Source organism: Synechococcus sp. R55.8 (assembly GCF_047461895.1).
In the GTDB taxonomy this organism is placed as follows: domain Bacteria; phylum Cyanobacteriota; class Cyanobacteriia; order Thermostichales; family Thermostichaceae; genus Thermostichus.
Map to the genome: position 1 here is coordinate 1 of NZ_JANSIB010000063.1, position 16,158 is coordinate 16,158.

General features: G+C 59.2%; 9 protein-coding genes and 1 pseudogene. 6 read left to right on the forward strand and 4 right to left on the reverse strand.

The genetic code is table 11. From position 1 onward, the window contains the following. Positions 1–232: 232 nt before the first annotated feature. On the reverse strand, positions 233–2,104 hold the full coding sequence (gene uvrC, locus NW829_RS07655) for an excinuclease ABC subunit UvrC (protein ID WP_414412627.1): 1,872 nt from the start codon (positions 2,102–2,104) through the stop codon (positions 233–235). 614 nt (positions 2,105–2,718) lie between these two features. After that, positions 2,719–2,934: an IS630 transposase-related protein gene (locus tag NW829_RS07660; RefSeq protein WP_414329292.1), complete on the reverse strand. Its 216-nt coding sequence runs from the start codon at positions 2,932–2,934 to the stop codon at positions 2,719–2,721. A 285-nt stretch (positions 2,935–3,219) separates the two neighbouring features. Here NW829_RS07660 and NW829_RS07665 point away from each other — a divergent pair, with 285 nt between their 5' ends. The 5 genes from NW829_RS07665 to chrA all read left to right on the forward strand — a co-directional run bounded on the left by NW829_RS07665 (position 3,220) and on the right by chrA (position 13,923). Next, positions 3,220–7,827 (forward strand): glutamate synthase-related protein, encoded by a 4,608-nt coding sequence (locus NW829_RS07665; RefSeq protein ID WP_414416800.1) that lies wholly within the window; start codon positions 3,220–3,222, stop codon positions 7,825–7,827. A 104-nt stretch (positions 7,828–7,931) separates the two neighbouring features. Further along, positions 7,932–9,023: a magnesium-protoporphyrin IX monomethyl ester (oxidative) cyclase gene (acsF, locus tag NW829_RS07670; protein ID WP_414416801.1), complete on the forward strand. Its 1,092-nt coding sequence runs from the start codon at positions 7,932–7,934 to the stop codon at positions 9,021–9,023. 47 nt (positions 9,024–9,070) lie between these two features. Further along, a complete protein-coding gene (locus NW829_RS07675; protein ID WP_414350362.1) occupies positions 9,071–10,546 on the forward strand; it encodes a site-2 protease family protein in 1,476 nt (491 codons plus the stop codon). A gap of 41 nt (positions 10,547–10,587) precedes the next feature. Further along, the gene (locus tag NW829_RS07680; RefSeq protein WP_414416802.1) at positions 10,588–12,549 is read left to right on the forward strand and encodes a tetratricopeptide repeat protein; all 1,962 of its coding nucleotides are present in this window, start codon (positions 10,588–10,590) and stop codon (positions 12,547–12,549) included. A gap of 102 nt (positions 12,550–12,651) precedes the next feature. Continuing rightward, positions 12,652–13,923 (forward strand): chromate efflux transporter, encoded by a 1,272-nt coding sequence (gene chrA, locus NW829_RS07685; protein WP_011432884.1) that lies wholly within the window; start codon positions 12,652–12,654, stop codon positions 13,921–13,923. A 74-nt stretch (positions 13,924–13,997) separates the two neighbouring features. Here chrA and lgt read toward each other — a convergent pair whose 3' ends face one another. After that, on the reverse strand, positions 13,998–15,137 hold the full coding sequence (gene lgt / locus NW829_RS07690) for a prolipoprotein diacylglyceryl transferase (protein ID WP_414342737.1): 1,140 nt from the start codon (positions 15,135–15,137) through the stop codon (positions 13,998–14,000). A 446-nt stretch (positions 15,138–15,583) separates the two neighbouring features. Here lgt and NW829_RS07695 point away from each other — a divergent pair, with 446 nt between their 5' ends. Further along, a complete protein-coding gene (locus tag NW829_RS07695; protein WP_414416803.1) occupies positions 15,584–15,967 on the forward strand; it encodes a molybdopterin-dependent oxidoreductase in 384 nt (127 codons plus the stop codon). Here NW829_RS07695 and NW829_RS07700 read toward each other — a convergent pair. Further along, positions 15,947–16,158, reverse strand: a pseudogene (locus tag NW829_RS07700) (RNA-guided endonuclease TnpB family protein); the annotation flags it as partial. The gene NW829_RS07695 and the pseudogene NW829_RS07700 sit on opposite strands and share 21 nt — an antisense overlap.

A 16,158-nucleotide genomic window follows, 5' to 3' on the forward strand; every position in this document is an offset into this window, starting at 1 on the left:
TCTCTATCTCGTCAGTGCTCTCTTTTGGCTCAAATGAAAGATCAACACAACCTAGGGCACTAAGAACGCCTGCCCCTGAGATTATGTATCATTTTTGCTTTGAGCGATGTTTTCCGCACTACAAGTTCCCCCCTAACCCCGTAAAATCACGGGCGAGGAAGGGTGCTCAGGCTTCTGTGGATATCACCCCACCGAGTGCTGGGGGAGCAGGGATCCCTGCGCGGATTCTCAACTACTCCACCTGCGCTGTCTCCGGGGATCCCGCCTGAGTTTCTGGGTGAAAGTAGCGGTAAATCTGTCGGGCAATCTTCGGGCCAATGCCGGGCACCTGGGCCAGCTGGTCTTCTGAAGCCACCTGAATGCGGGCAATCGACCGAAATTCTTCCATCAGCAGCTTTTGCCGATACTTGCCTAGGCCGGGGATCTCGTCCAGCGTAGAGGCATGCTGACGCGCTTTCCGTTGCTGGCGATGAAAGGCGAGAGCAAATCGGTGGGCCTCATCTCGCAGGCGTTGCAACAACAAGCGAGCCGGATCTTGGGCGGTCAACCGCAGGGGCACGGGATCCCCCGGCAGAAAGATCTCTTCTTCTCGTTTGGCCAAGGCAATTACCGGCAGGTGATCCAGCCCCAAATCCGCCAAGACGGCCATGACTGCCGACAACTGCCCCTTGCCCCCGTCGATGAGCACCAAATCCGGCTGATCCTCAGGGGTCATTTTGCTGAAGCGACGCCGGGCCACTTCTGCATGGCTGGCAAAATCATCGGAGTGACCGGGGCGCACCTCAGGGTTGCGAATCTTGTAGCGGCGGTAGTGCTGTTTGGCAGGCAGGCCATCGATAAACACCACCTGACTGGCCACAGCATCGGATCCCTGGATGTGGGAAATATCGTAGGCTTCTAGACGGCGGGGCACATCCGGCAAATCCAAGACTTCTGCCAAGCGCTCCAAGGCCGCGGCATCCCGATCCGCCAAGCGCTGAGTGCGGGTTAGCTCCAGTTGGGCATTCCGCTCAACCAACTCGATCAGCTCGGCTTTGCTCTGCCGTTGGGGGGCAACAAGGCTGACCTTGCGGCCTTTTTTCTGACTCAGCCAAGACTCCAGAAAATCGTGATCGGGCAGTTCATACTGGGTCAAAATCTCAGAGGGAATTTCCACCGGATCGCAGTATTGATAATGCTCTTGTAAAGCCCGCTGCAAGATAAGGCCTGGGTCGTCACCGCGGTTTTCGGCCACAAACCCCAGCCGCCCCACCAACTTGCCTGCCCGCACCTGAAACAATTGAATGCAGGCTCGTGAATCATTCATGGCCAAGGCCAGAGCATCACGGCTGACGGTAGAGTTAGGCAAAGAGACCTTCTGGGATTCTCCCAATTGTTCCAAACCGCGAATTTGATCCCGATATCGTGCGGCTGCCTCGTAATTTTCCTGTTCGGCGGCCTGGATCATCTTCTCCTGCAGCTCTCGGATCAGCTCATCTGTCTGGCCTTGGAAGATCATGGCCACTTGAGTCAGCGTTTTGCGATACTCTTCTGGGCTGATCAAGCCTTGGCATACCCCGGGGCAGCGCCCAATGTCGTAGTTCAAACAGGTGCGATCTTTGTACAGAGGTTTGGGCCGTTGGCGCAAGGGAAAAATTCGTTTGACCAACCCAAGGGTATGGCGCAACAGGCCAACATCGGTGTAGGGGCCATAGTATTTGTCTTGATTCCGATCAAGGCGACGATGGCGGGTGATGTAAAGCTGGGGATAAGGCTCTGACCAGGTAATGCACAAATAGGGATACTTTTTGTCATCCTTGAGAAGAACATTGTAGGGGGGCTGATGGGTCTTAATCAGATTGTCTTCTAGGGCTAGGGCTTCACTTTCATTGTCGGTTACGATAAACTCGATCTCGCAAACCTGAGCTACCATGCGCTGAATGCGAGGGGACAGGTCGCCGGTGAAGCGGAAATAAGATCGCACTCGAGAGCGCAATTTCTTGGACTTGCCTACATAGAGGATCTGATCCGTGGCATCTCGCATTAAATATACGCCGGGTTCAGCAGGAATCTCCTTGAGACGGCTCTCTAGAACGTCACGGCTGTGAATCAGAGGGACGGTCATAAAGTTCAGTTCTATCGGGTAGAGTCAGGGATCCCATGACTTCAATCTAGCAAGGATATGGCTTTTCTCGGCAACACTGACTCCAACCCATGTGGAGACACAGTCATTCTGAACAATCATTCTGAACAAGTTTGGGAAGCTCGTCCTGCTTTCAAGCTCCAACCTGCTAGCACAAATGGCAATAGCTCGTCGCATCGCAGGATCAAAGTACCTCTTTTGACGGGTAGACCTCCATGATTTGGGAAGGATAAGTTGATTTGTGATTAACATAATTTTGTCCAGAGTTCTGGTAGTTCATTTACATAAGATATAGCAGCAATGGAAAGTCGCTTAAGTTTATTAACTAGGGATATATTGAATTCTGAGACAATCTTTTGAGTAGATTCAGGTATAAATTGCCTGTGACAATCCTGGCATCGATAATGCTGCTTTCCATTATGGATCTTGTCGTATCTAAGTTAAAAGAATGACGGCTTGGGCAAGTCAGCATGAGCTTACTCAGAAACACGAAAAATCTAGGGTAATAGTATCATTGCTCCCAGAGCACCACCAGTATAGTCAATAGGGCAAGGGCTCCGTCCCGCTGGCGCGACCCGAATCTCTGAGCTCTATCCTTACAATTGAGCTCCTGGATCCTGGCCTATGTCTTGCTGCAGGGCGGCCAAGTCTATCTTTGGCTTCTGGGTCTTGACTTTTGTCGGCCTGAGGTCTTCTAGGTTCAGCCAGCGATAGACCGTTGCACGCCTGACTTTGTACATCTGTTGTACATCTGTGGGGTTGCCCTCTTCCTGGACATACCCTACGGCTGTCTCCCTACCGCAGTTCTCCACAGGGCCAGTTGCCAGCGAGCGGAGCCGGTGTGAGCTGGCGCATTCGCCCTAGCTTTCTCAGATCGTCCGCAGTCCGTCGGGGAAAGCTGCAGAAGAAACTCGAAAAATCTGTTCATGGCGAGCTTTTTTGTCTTTACTTCGCTGATCCGATTGCCCCAACGGTTGCCCTGTTGGCAAGAGCCAGCCGTGACTTGAGACTGCCCCCCTTTTCCTGTCGGATTGGAGTGCGATATGCTGGTTTTCCACCTCTGAAAGCGTGATTTATTCCAAACTGTTTTTACTCCTATGAATCCCCATCCCTCTCAGGTCTCGGCCCCTATCCTGCAGGAAAACTGGCACTTTCAAGAGCGGGATGCTTGCGGGGTCGGCTTTTTGGTGGATCAGCAGGGGAGAGCCAGCCACGACCTCTTGCAGAAAACCCTTCAGGCCCTCACCTGTATGGAACATCGGGGTGGCTGTGGCGGCGACGGCCAGAGCGGTGATGGGGCGGGCATTGCAACGGCAATCCCCTGGTCGCTGTTGCAGGCAGAGAGGGAAGAAATTCGAGCTTGGGATCCCACTCACAGCGCGGTGGGGATGGTCTTTTTGCCTCAGGATCCTGCTGAGTGTCAGGCGGTGCAGCAGGTGATCGATGAGTACTTGACCACCACCGACTGGCAGCGGGTGGTTTGGCGGCAGGTACCGGTCAATCCCAATTGCCTGGGGCCGATGGCACGGCAGACCATGCCCTCCATTTGGCAGATGCTCCTCACCCATCCCACGCTGGAAGGAGACGAGCTAGAGCAGCAGCTCTATCTGTTGCGGCGGCGCATTCGGCGGCGGGTAGAGGCTCGGTTTGGCTTTTATGCTCTGTATTTTGCCTCTTTGTCCTGCCGGGTTGTCGTTTACAAAGGCATGGTGCAATCGTCGGTTCTGGGCCAGTTTTATCGAGATCTGCAAAACCCCCTCTACACCACCACCTACGCCACCTACCACCGCCGCTTCAGCACCAATACCCTGCCGCGTTGGTCGCTGGCTCAGCCTTTCCGCTACCTCTGCCACAACGGCGAGATCAACACCTACCTGGGCAATGTCAACTGGATGGCCGCCCGCGAACAAACCCTTTCCCATCCCCGCTGGGGTACAGCGGTCGAGGATCTGAAGCCGATTATTGACCCGGGCACCAGCGACTCAGCAGGTCTGGACGCTGTGTTTGAGCTGTTGATTCAGTCGGGCTACTCCACTCAGCAGGCGATGATGGTGCTGATCCCGGAAGCCTATCGCAACCAGCCAGAACTGCAGAATCACCCGGAAGTGGTGGATTTCTACGAGTTCTTCGGCGGCCTGCAGGAGCCTTGGGATGGCCCGGCGATGGTGGTTTTCTGCGACGGCAAAACCATCGGGGCCACGTTGGATCGCAATGGCCTGCGCCCAGCCCGCTACGCTCGCAGCCGCGATGGTCTGCTGGTGGTGGCCTCGGAAGCTGGCGTGGTTCCTCTGCCGGAGACCGACATTTTGGAAAAAGGGCGGCTAGGCCCAGGGCAGATGCTGACGGTGGATCTGCAGAGCGGGCAAATCTGCAAAAACTGGGAGATCAAAACCCAGGTGGCAGCCCAGCACCCCTACGGCGAATGGCTCAAAGCCCATCGCGTTCAGCTCAGCACCCAAGGCTTTGAAAATACCCCTCACCTCTCGGAAGAACAACTGTTACAAGCCCAAACCGCCTTCGGGTACTCCTCAGAAGATGTGGAGATGATCATCGAGGAGATGGCGGCTACGGGCAAGGAGCCCACCTTCAGCATGGGGGATGATGCGCCGCTGGCTGTGCTGTCCACCCAGCCTCATCCCCTCTACGACTATTTCAAGCAGCGCTTTGCCCAGGTCACCAACCCTGCCATCGATCCCCTGCGGGAGAGCCTGGTGATGTCTTTGGATGTGTATCTGGGATCCAAGGGCAACCTGCTGGAGATCCGCCCTGAGCATGCCCGCCTGTTGCAGTTGCGCAGCCCGGTGCTCAACGAAGCGGAGCTGGCCGCTCTGCAGCATACCCCTTTTCCCTGCCACACGCTCCCGATTCTCTACCCGGTGGCTGCCGGCCCAGAAGGACTGGAGGTCCAGGTACGGGCCCTCTGCCAGCAGGCGGCTCAGGCAGTGCGGGGGGGAGCTGAGATTTTAATCCTCTCGGATCGCGGCCTTGATGCCGAGCAGGCTCTGATCCCACCTCTGTTGGCGGTGGGCGCCATCCACCATCACCTCATCCAGGAGGGGCTGCGCCTACGCGCTTCCCTGGTGGTGGAGACTGCCCAATGCTGGAGCACCCACCACTTTGCCTGCTTGATCGGCTACGGGGCCAGCGCCGTTTGTCCTTATCTGGCCTATGAAGCTGTGCGGCAGTGGTGGCACAAGCCCAAGACGCAAACCCAGATGGCTGCCGGCAAGTTGCCCCAGCTTTCCCTGGCCGAGGTGCAACTGAAGTACCGCGCCGCCATTGAGGCAGGGCTGCTCAAGATTCTTTCCAAAATGGGCATTTCTCTGCTCTCCAGCTACCACGGAGCGCAGATTTTCGAGGCCATTGGCCTGAGCCAAGAGGTGATCGATCTGGCCTTCCGCGGCACGGTGTCGCGGGTGGGAGGCATGACGCTGGCGGATCTGGCCCGCGAGGGCATGGTGAATCACCAGCGGGCCTTTCCCGAACTCACCTCGAAAAAGCTGGAGAACTTTGGCTTTATCCAGGCGCGGCCCAAAGGCGAATACCACATCAACAGTCCAGAAATGGCCAAACTGCTGCACAAGGCCATCGAATCGGGTCAGCCTGCCCACTATGAGATCTACAGGGCGCACCTGCGCAGCCGCACCCCCACCGCGTTGCGAGACCTGCTGGATTTCCGCAGCGACCGGGATCCCATTCCCTTGGAGGAAGTGGAACCGGTGTCGGAGATTTTCAAACGCTTTGCCACAGGTGGGATGTCCTTGGGGGCCCTCAGCCGCGAGGCCCACGAGACCCTGGCCATTGCCATGAACCGCATCGGCGGCAAGTCCAACTCCGGTGAAGGCGGGGAAGATCCGGAACGATACCTCCCCATCACCGATGTAGGCCCAGATGGCACCTCGGCCCGCTTTCCCCACCTGAAGGGGCTGCGCATGGGGGACAACGCCAGCTCGGCGGTGAAGCAGGTGGCCTCGGGCCGCTTTGGCGTGACACCGGAGTATTTGCTCAACGCGCGGCAAATTGAGATCAAAATTGCCCAGGGGGCCAAGCCGGGCGAGGGCGGGCAACTGCCGGGCAAAAAGGTGAGTCCCTACATCGCCAAGCTGCGCCGCTCCAAGCCGGGGGTGACCTTGATCTCGCCGCCGCCCCACCACGACATCTACTCCATCGAGGATCTGGCGCAGTTGATCTTCGACTTGCACCAGGTGAACCCCCAGGCACAGGTGTCGGTGAAGCTGGTGGCGGAGGTGGGCATCGGCACGGTGGCGGCAGGAGTAGCCAAGGCCAACGCCGACATCATCCAAATCTCCGGCCATGAAGGGGGCACAGGGGCTTCCCCCTTGAGCTCCATCAAACATGCCGGGGCACCTTGGGAGTTGGGCCTGGTGGAGGTGCATCATACCCTGCTGGAAAACGGCCTACGGCAGCGCTCCATCCTGCGGGTGGATGGCGGCATTCGCACGGGTTGGGAAGTGGTGATGGCGGCCATGCTGGGGGCAGAAGAGTTTGGCTTTGGCACGGTGGCCATGATTGCGGAGGGGTGCATCATGGCGCGGGTGTGCCACACCAACAACTGCCCTGTGGGAGTGACCAGCCAGAAGGAGGAGTTGCGCAAGCGCTTCCCCGGCACGCCAGATCACGTGGTGACCTTCTTCACCTTTGTGGCGGAGGAGGTGCGCCAAGTCTTAGCGCAACTGGGCTACCGCTCTCTGAAGGAGGTGATTGGACGGGTGGATCTGCTCTGTCCGCGGGCCGATGCGGTTCTGCAGAAGACCCAATCCTTGAACTTGGAGTGTCTGCTGCGAACTCCCCCCGGTTTTGATCCCAACACCCTGCCCGACTGGTTGGAGCATGAGCCGGTTCACGCCAACGGCCCGGTGCTGGATGAGCAGATCCTGGCTCAGCCGGAGGTGCAGAAGGCGGTGGAGACCTGCGGCACGGCCACGGTGGAGATCCCTATCGCCAACACCGACCGCTGCGTAGGCGGGCGCATTGCCGGAACCTTGGCCCGCTTGTACGGAGATACCGGCTTCGCCCAACAGGGGGGGCAGTTGGATCTGCGCTTTGTCGGCAGCGCCGGCCAGAGCTTTGGCGCTTTTACACTGGCGGGGATGCGCCTGACCCTGACAGGAGAAGCGAATGACTACGTGGGCAAAAGCATGTGTGGCGGCGAGATCGTCATCCTGGCTCCCCCTGAGGCGCCCCGCGATCCGGCGGAAAATGTAATCCTGGGCAACACCTGTTTGTACGGGGCCACGGGCGGATCCCTGTTTGCCAACGGCCAGGCGGGGGAACGCTTTGCGGTGCGCAACTCGGGAGCGCAGGCGGTGATCGAGGGATCCGGCGACCACTGCTGCGAGTACATGACCGGTGGGGTGGTGGTGGTGCTGGGGCGGGTGGGCCGCAACCTGGGAGCGGGGATGACCGGCGGCCTGGCCTATGTGCTGGATGAGGAGGGCAACTTCCCCGCCAAGGTCAACGGGGAGATCGTGCGCATTCAGCGGGTGCAGACGGCGGCAGCAGAGGCACAACTGAAGAGCCTGATCCAAGAGCACTATCGCCGCACCCATTCCCCCAAAGCGGAGCGCATTCTGCAAAATTGGGAATCCTATTTGCCTCTGTTTTGGCAGGTGATCCCGCCTTCGGAGGAGGGCAGCGAGCTGACGGATCCCTTGCGATCCCAGCCGCTGGCAGTGGAGTCTTAAGGATCTCTCAGAGCCTGCCGGTAACACTTCTTATCCCCACGACGGCCAGAGAGGCTGGTAAACTGCGAGAGTATACCTGGCCTTTTCATCCGCTTTAAATCACTATGAGTCCCAGTTTGCAAGCTGCTCAAACTCAAGCGCGAGTGCCCACCGAGACCATCCTGACGCCGCGCTTCTACACCACCGATTTCGAGGCCATCGGCAAAATGGGCTTAGGGGATCGAGAGGCCGATTTCCAGGCCATCCTGCAGGAGTTTCGCGCCGACTACAACCGCCATCACTTCGTCCGGGGTGAGGAGTTCAACCAAGACTGGGAAAGCCGCCTGGATCCGCAGGCGCGCCGGTTGTTTGTGGAGTTCTTGGAGCGCTCCTGTACAGCCGAGTTCTCCGGTTTTCTCCTCTACAAGGAGCTGTCGCGCAAGCTAAAAGAGACCAACCCCGTTTTGGCCGAGTGCTTTGCCCTGATGAGCCGCGATGAGGCCCGCCATGCCGGCTTTCTGAACCGCGCCATGGGCGACTTCAACATGGCCTTCGACCTGAGCTTTCTCACTAAGCACAAGTCTTACACCTATTTCGCGCCGCGTTTCATCTTCTATGCCACCTATCTCTCGGAGAAGATCGGCTACTGGCGCTACATTCTCATCTACCGCCACCTGGAGGCCCATCCCGAAGACCGCATCTACCCCATCTTCAACTTCTTCAAGAACTGGTGCCAGGACGAGAACCGCCACGGCGATTTCTTTGCGCTCATGCTCCTAAGCCAGCCGCGGCTGCTCAAGGGATGGGTGGCCAAGCTGTGGTGCCGTTTCTTCTTGCTGTCGGTGTTCGCCACTATGTACCTCAACGATGTGGGAGAGCGCCCGGATTTCTACCGCCTCATCGGGCTGGATCCCCATACTTATGACATGGAGGTAATCTACAAGACCAACCGCGAGGCGGCCAAGGTGTTCCCGGTGGTGTTGGATGTGGAAAACCCTGAGTTTGTGCGGCGGCTGCAAAAGTGCGTGGCCAACAACGCTAAGCTGAGGGAGATTGCCCGGGGATCCGGCCCCTTCAAGGGTTTGCGCAAGCTGCCCCTCTACTTGGATAACTTCTATCAGTTTTTGCGGCTGTTCCTCCTGAAACCTCGGAAAGCTGGCTTCTACCTGTGGGAGCAGCCGGAGCCCCGTTTTGAAGGAACGGCTGTTTCTGCTTGAGCCGTCTTGCCCTCAGCTTGGTACCCGTACAGCCTCATAGGTCAGCCATGAACATTGCCGCTGAGATTACGCCGCTCTTTTTGCTGGGAACGCTGGCCTTTTTGGGTTGGGGCTTCTGGAGAGCCCGTCGGCGGGGATCCTTGGCCGTCTGGGTGTGGTTACAGGGATCCCTGCTCCTGTTGCCGTGGGTGGTTTTCCTGGGGCTGCTGCTGCTGGGGATCTACCTCAATTTTGCAGGCTTCCTGGTGTTGCTGTTGGTCTTTACAGGGCTTTACATTGCTGTGGGGCGCAAGACCCGCCAGTTGGCCCAGCAGGAGCTGCAGGCCCGTCGCGAGCAGTTGGCTCGTCTGGAAGAGCAGGGGGAAGCCCCTTCGGCAGGGGAGGCGCCTTTGGAAGCGTCTGCGGTTCTGCAGCGGATCTCGGCTGAGGATCTGCAGGCCATTCAGTCTATTTTCGGCCTCGATACCTTTTTCGTCACCGAGACCGTCCCCTATGGGGAAGGGGCGATTTTTAAGGGCAACCTGCGCCAGGAGGCGGAGGTGGTGGTACCCCTGCTGGTGGAGAAGCTCAAAGAGCAGGTGGGCAGTCGCTACCAGCTCTTTTTGGTGGAGGATCCGGCGGAAAAGCCGGCGGTGGTGGTCTTGCCGGATCCCATCGTCAATTACCGCGCTTCCGTGGGGGCGCAGATCCTGGCGGGGGCGTTGCTGGTCTTCAGCTTCGTCGCCACGTTGGAGGTGGGGGCCAATCTCTTGGGCTTCCGGCTGTTGGATGCGCCAGGGCGCTGGGTGGAAGCCCTGCCGGTGGCGGCCGGGATCTTCGCCATCTTGCTGGTGCATGAGACCGGACACCGCTGGATGGCGGGCAAGTACGGCGTGCGCCTCAGCCCTGCTTTTGTTATCCCCAGCTTGGGGATCGGCACGCTGGGATCCCTGAACCGCATCCAATCGCCGGTGCCCAGCCGCAAGGCCCTCTTCGACATTGCCTTTGCCGGCCCGGCAGCGAGCGGGATCCTGTCGCTGCTGGTGCTCTTGGCTGGCCTGAAGCTCTCCGGCTCCGAGGGTCTGTATGTGCCCACGGAGATCTTCCGCAGCTCCATCCTGGTAGGCACCCTAGCGCGGCTGGTGCTGGGATCCCAGTTGCAGGCGGAGCTGGTTCCCATTCATCCTTTTGTTGCCGTGGGCTGGATTGGCCTGGCAATCACCGCCTTGAGCCTGCTGCCGGCAGGGCAGCTGGACGGGGGTCGCATTGTGCAGGCGGTGTACGGGCGGAAGACGGCGGCCCGCGCCACCTTCATCACCCTGATTGCCTTGGCGGTGGCGGCCATCAGCAACGTCTTGGCCCTCTACTGGGCGCTGCTGATCCTGTTCATCGCCCGCGAGCCAGAGCGTCCACCGCAGGATGAGATTACTGAAACCGACGGTCAGCGGGATGCTTTGGCATTGCTGGCCCTCTTTTTGATGGTCATGACCCTGTTGCCGATTGCTCCGGCCTTGGCGGGCTTTCTCAATTTCCCCAACGGCTGATGGGGTAGAGGCCCAGGATCCGCCGGCGAGAGGAGCTCACTGTGTCTGGACCGGGGAAAGGCTTTGGCCTAGGCAGAGCTGGAAAGGACAGAGGAGAGCACCTGCAGCGTCTGTTGGCCCAAGCCGTTCGCCATCACCAGGCAGGGCAATGGCCACAGGCTGTCTCACTTTACCAGCAGGTGCTGCAAGCCCAGCCCACCCACCCCGAGGCACTGCACCTCTTGGGGGTCTGTCGGCAGCAACAGGGATCCCTGGACGACGCGATTGCCCTGATCCGGCAGGCCCTTGCCCACCAGCCCTGGTTTCCCGACGCCCACTTTAATTTGGGAATTGTTCTCAAGCAGGCGGGGCAGCTGGCGGAGGCGAAAACTCACCTGCAACTGGCCCTAGAGCAGGGGGGGCCGGACGCGGAAGTTTTGTACCAGCTGGGGCTGGTGCTGCGGCAGCAGGGGGATTTGGAGGCGGCCCTTGTCCCCTTGGGACAGGCCCTGGAGCTGCAGCCGGACTTTGCCGATGCCGCCTACACCCTGGCCATCCTGCTGCGGGATTGTGGCCGGGAGGAGGAAGCGGCGGAGCTGTTCTACCAACTCTGGCAAGCGGATCCCGCCGACTTGGCCGCGGCCCTGGGCTGGTGTGTTAGCCAGTTGCCCTTGCTGTACGCCTCGGCAGACCAAGTTTCCGTGGCTCGGGAGCGCTACCGCCAAGCCCTACAACAGGTGAGGGGCCGCTGGGAACACCTGCCGCGGGATCCCGAAACCCTGGAGCGAGCAGCTGCCGGGATCGGCTCCGTCCAACCCTTCTTTTTGCCCTACCAAGGCCAGAACGACCGCGATCTGCAGCAGCTCTACGGATCCTTGGTGAGGGACGTGATGGCGGCCCGCTATCCCCAGCCCTCCGTCCTCTGGCAGCGACATCCTGGCCGAGTGCGGGTGGGCATTGTCTCCGGCCTGTTTCGGGATCACTCCGTTTGGAAGATCCTGACTCGCGGCTGGGTAGAAGCCCTGGATCGTGCTCAAGTGGCCCTCTACGGCTTCCACACCTCGGTCATCCAAGATGAGGTCACGTGCTCCCTGCCCCCTCGTTTTGAGCACTTTGTGGCCGGATCCCGCAGCATAGAAGAATGGCAAGCGGCTATTCGAGAGGCACAGCTGGATGTGCTCCTCTACCCGGAAGTGGGCATTGACCCGGTCTGTGCCCAACTGGCCGCCCTCCGCTTGGCGCCGGTACAGGCGATGGCCTGGGGCCACCCGCAAACTTCTGGCCTGCCGACAATAGACGTTTTCCTCAGCAGCGAGCTGATGGAGCCGCCGGACGGGGCCGGCCATTACACCGAGCAGCTCCTGCCCCTGCCTGGCATCGGCACCTACTATATTCCCCTAGAAGTTGACCCCGCCCCTGTGGACTGGCAAGCTTGGGGGGTGGATCCCGACAGGGTGCTTTACCTCTGCGCCCAATCCCTATTCAAGTACTTACCTCAGTACGACGAGGTGTTCCCCCGCATCGCCCGGGAAGTGGGGAAGTGTCAATTTCTATTTTTGCGGGGCCGCCTCTCCCAAGGGATCCGCGAGCGCTTTTGGCAGCGGCTGCGACGAGCCTTTCAGGCCTATGACCTAGCTGCCGAAGAGTATGTGGTGCTCCTACCGGAACTCTCGCCTGCAGAATATGCCGCCTACAACGCCCTGGGGGATATTTACCTGGATAGCCTCGGCTGGTCAGGGGGCAACACCACCCTGGAAGCCCTGCCCCACGGCCTGCCCATCGTCACCTTGCCCGGATCCCTGCTGCGGGGCCGCCACACCTACGCCATCCTGCAGCAGATGGGGATCCTGGATACCATCGCCCACACCCTCGATGAATACGTCCAGATTGCCAGTCAGTTGGGCTTGGATCCAGAGTGGCGAGAGCAAATGGGCCAGCAGGTGAAAGCACGTCAAGATCGCGTCTACCGGGATCCCGCGCCGATCCGCGCTCTGGAAGAGTGGTTGCGAAGCCTGAAGACCTGAGGGGGCAGTTTGGGTGAAAGGATAAACGGGTGAGTGTTGTCCTCTTGAAGGGATCCCGGACAGATGGCAGGATAGGCGGGGTTGTCTTGCCGGGCTTTGCCCATGTCTTCTGAGTCTGCTCCCGGTCAGTTCCCCAGGCCGGAAAACGCCCCCGACAACTTGCCCTCCCTTTCAACGCGCCTGAAAGAGATTGCCGTGGTATTCCTGCGGCTGGGATCCCTGGGTTTCGGCGGCCCCCAAGCCCACATCGCCATGCAACACGATGAGGCGGTGATCCGGCGGGGCTGGATGAGCCAGGAACAATTTACCGAAGGGGTGGGCCTATGTGAAATGTTGCCAGGGCCAGCTTCTACCCAGATGGGGATCTATGTCGGCTATGTGCGGGCAGGCTGGTTGGGGGCGGTGCTGGCGGGGATTTGCTTCATTGCCCCTGCTTTTGTGATCGAGGTGATTTTTTCTTGGCTTTACTTTCGCTTTCAGGGGGTGCCGCAGCTAGAGGGGATGTTTTTTGGGGTGGCCCCGGTGGTGATCGCCATTATCCTGGCCTTTTGCTGGAAACTGGGCCGTAAAGCTGTGAAGGATTGGAGCCGGGGGCTGATCGCGGTGGCGGCCTTTGCCCTGCTGCTGATTGGGGGGGTGAATATCCTGTTGCTGTTCGGGCTGGCGGCTCTGGTGGGGCTGCTGCTGTATGGGCCCAAAAAAGGCCCACTATCGGGGATCCCGATTTTACTCCCTTGGCCAGTATTGACGTTGGCCCAGACGGTAGTGGCCACGGTTCCACCGGAAACCCTTATCCTGAGCAGCTTTTGGGGTCTGGAGCGGATTGGTGCCTATTTCTGGCCTTTGACCTTGTTTTTCCTGAAAGTAGGCGGCACCATCTTCGGGGGAGGGTTGGTGATCATCCCCTTCATCGCCGACGAGGTGGTGGATCAGTTGGGCTGGTTGACGCCGACAGAGTTCTTGGATGGGGTGGCCATTGGGCAATTTACTCCTGGCCCGGTGGTGCTGACGGCAGCCTTTATCGGCTACAAGGTGGCAGGGGTGCTGGGGGCCCTGACGGCAACAGTGGCCATCTTTGCCCCTTCTTTTGCCTTTATTTTGCTGGCAGCTCCGGTTCTGTTGCGCATACGGCACAATGCTTGGGTGAAGGGATCCCTGCAGGCAATTACCCCAACGGCCCTGGGGGCTGTTGCTGCGGCTACAGTGCCCTTGGCCCAAAATGCGCTGCTACAACAAACAACTCCCGCTTCGCTGGTGGCTTTGGGGATCGGGGTAGCGGCCTTCATTGCCTTGATGCGCTTTCGCCAGCCCACTTGGCTGTTGGTGTTGATGGGAGGGGGGGCGGGTTTGCTGGCCCGAGGTCTGCTGGCCTAAAGGTTTTGCTCCCTGGCCCTGCTTTCTCCTTGGGGGTGAGGGAATGACCCTGATTCAGCCTGATGGCCACGGCACTAACTGGCTTGGGCCAGCCCTTCCTCAGTGGGATCCCTGCCTTCCAGGCGACAAAACAGTTGCCGCATGAGCAGCTCCCGTTGGCCAAGAGACAGGTGAGGGGCAAGGGTGCCGGGAAAGTGGGGCATGGCGAGGGTGACACGATCCAACAGGTCGGCGCGGCGATGTCTCTGTTGAATAGCCCAAGCCCGTTCCAGAAGGTTTTGGGCTGCTTCTGGCGCTAATCCCGCTTGCTCCGATAACCACGCTGCCAGTTGTTCCAAATCGGGGTCGAAGCGCAGCCGGTACATGTAGATCAACATGCCGATCCCGATCACCAAGCCCAAGCCACTGGCTACATAGGCGGCTTTGATGGAAGTTCCCGGCAGATAGGCCACCGCCGACACGCGCAAGATTTCGTAGGGGATGCGGATCAGGCTATAGCCGACAACATAGGTCCAAACCCAAGTGCCATCTTTGAGTTTGGGAAAGCGCCAGAACATTCCCATCAAGAGGGCAAATAGAAGCAGGTTGAGGACGCTTTCGTAAAAAAAGATGGGGTGAAAAAACTCAAATTGGCTGTATTCCGGCTCGCGGGCTTGGGGAGGAATGTACACCCGCAGCGGCCAAGGGCTGTCGGGAGGAATAGGGGCACCGTAGGCCTCAGAGTTGAAAAAGTTGCCCCAGCGCCCGATGGCTTGGCCCAAAATCAACCCCGGCGTGAGCACATCGGCGTACTTCCAGCCGTTGATCCCGGTGGTGCGGCAATAGAGGTAAAGGGCAAGCGCGCCGGCCAACACCCCACCGTGGATGATGAGACCCCCCTGCCAAATGGCAAAGGCCGAGAGGGGGTTGTCTTGGAACTCTGACCAGTGGGTGAGGACGTAGTAGAGGCGGGCGCCCAGAAACCCAGATATTACCAACCACAGGGCCAGTAGCTCCACTCGTTCACTGGCTTTGCCAGGCTCTTTCTCTAGATGACGAGATTCTGCCAACGCTTTGGTCAAGATCAAGCCGACCAACACGGCCACTGCCATCAATAGGCCATACCAGCGTAGGCCCAGCCCTCCCACCAGCGGGGTGCCGGGGGGAAAGCGGAAGACAAATTCTCCAGGTGAGCTGAAGGTAAGGCCCAACAGCCCTGCACTCCATAGGTTCATCGACAACACGCTCTGCACCCCAAAATTGCTCAACTCAGTTCCACCAGTCGGCCTTATCAACCTCACCCGCTTGGGTTAGCGGGACGGAGTCCCTTCCGGGCTCTTCTCCCCTATCCCCGGCAGCCATTCACAGGCTCCAACAGGGATCCATTCTCCCCGATCCTGAAGCAGCGCCAGTCCTCGTTCCCGGTTGACCCGATCCTACAGGCCCGTCACGGACAAGATTCCACCCTAGAGCCCATACCTTTACCAAAAAGCTAGGTCCAAAGCCCCGCCCTTCCAGGACGGCTTTTGCCCTGTTAGACCTGCGATAAGATACACCCACGCTGGTCGGAGATGCCAAACTCCTCAAGGCCACTCCAGCGCAGTACCAAGCCTTCGATGACGGAGTACACCGGCCAAGTGGTGGGGCTGGATGGGGGCGACAGCAGTGGGCAAGCTGTGCCGTGTCTCCAGTCTTTGCGTTGTACCGAAAGGAGATGGAGGATGTCAACTGGACAGGGGTGTGGATCCCGGATGGGTTGCAGTTGGTATCCATTGCTCCTGAGGCCAAGGCGGTGATGCAACACTGTTATGGCGGCTACACCACCAACCTGACTCTGGAGGAGTTCACCCGCCCCGAAAACTACCTGGTTCATACCCTGGAAGGACAACCGCTCCCGGTAGGGCCGGTGCGCACTTTGATCCCTCACCCATATACCTGGAGTTTCCCCCCTAAGATCAGCTGGGCTTTTGGGGGAGCAACGGCTACTACATGGGCGGTGAACCCTGGGCCGAAGAACGCTACAGCAATCTATAGAGGCTGTAAACTACCCGACTCCGACCGCTAAAGCGGTACGGAGCGGGCTTTCAGTAGCCCTGAGCCTGCTCTGCTCTACCAGAGAACAAAACAGGCCCGAACCTCTAGGCTGGTTTACGACAGCCCCCAAAAGCGCAATCACATTCGCACCATTCAAATCCGCATCTCCTTCCCATCCACAGTGCCCACACTTGAACTGCTTCCCACTGCGATAGGATTGCG

Excerpts from the sequence above, each read along its gene's own strand:
- uvrC (WP_414412627.1), bottom strand. The coding sequence starts at position 2,104 with ATGACCGTCCCTCTGATTCACAGCCGTGACGTTCTAGAGAGCCGTCTC.
- NW829_RS07665 (WP_414416800.1), top strand. The coding sequence starts at position 3,220 with ATGAATCCCCATCCCTCTCAGGTCTCGGCCCCTATCCTGCAGGAAAAC.
- acsF (WP_414416801.1), top strand. The coding sequence starts at position 7,932 with ATGAGTCCCAGTTTGCAAGCTGCTCAAACTCAAGCGCGAGTGCCCACC.
- NW829_RS07675 (WP_414350362.1), top strand. The coding sequence starts at position 9,071 with ATGAACATTGCCGCTGAGATTACGCCGCTCTTTTTGCTGGGAACGCTG.
- chrA (WP_011432884.1), top strand. The coding sequence starts at position 12,652 with ATGTCTTCTGAGTCTGCTCCCGGTCAGTTCCCCAGGCCGGAAAACGCC.
- lgt (WP_414342737.1), bottom strand. The coding sequence starts at position 15,137 with ATGAACCTATGGAGTGCAGGGCTGTTGGGCCTTACCTTCAGCTCACCT.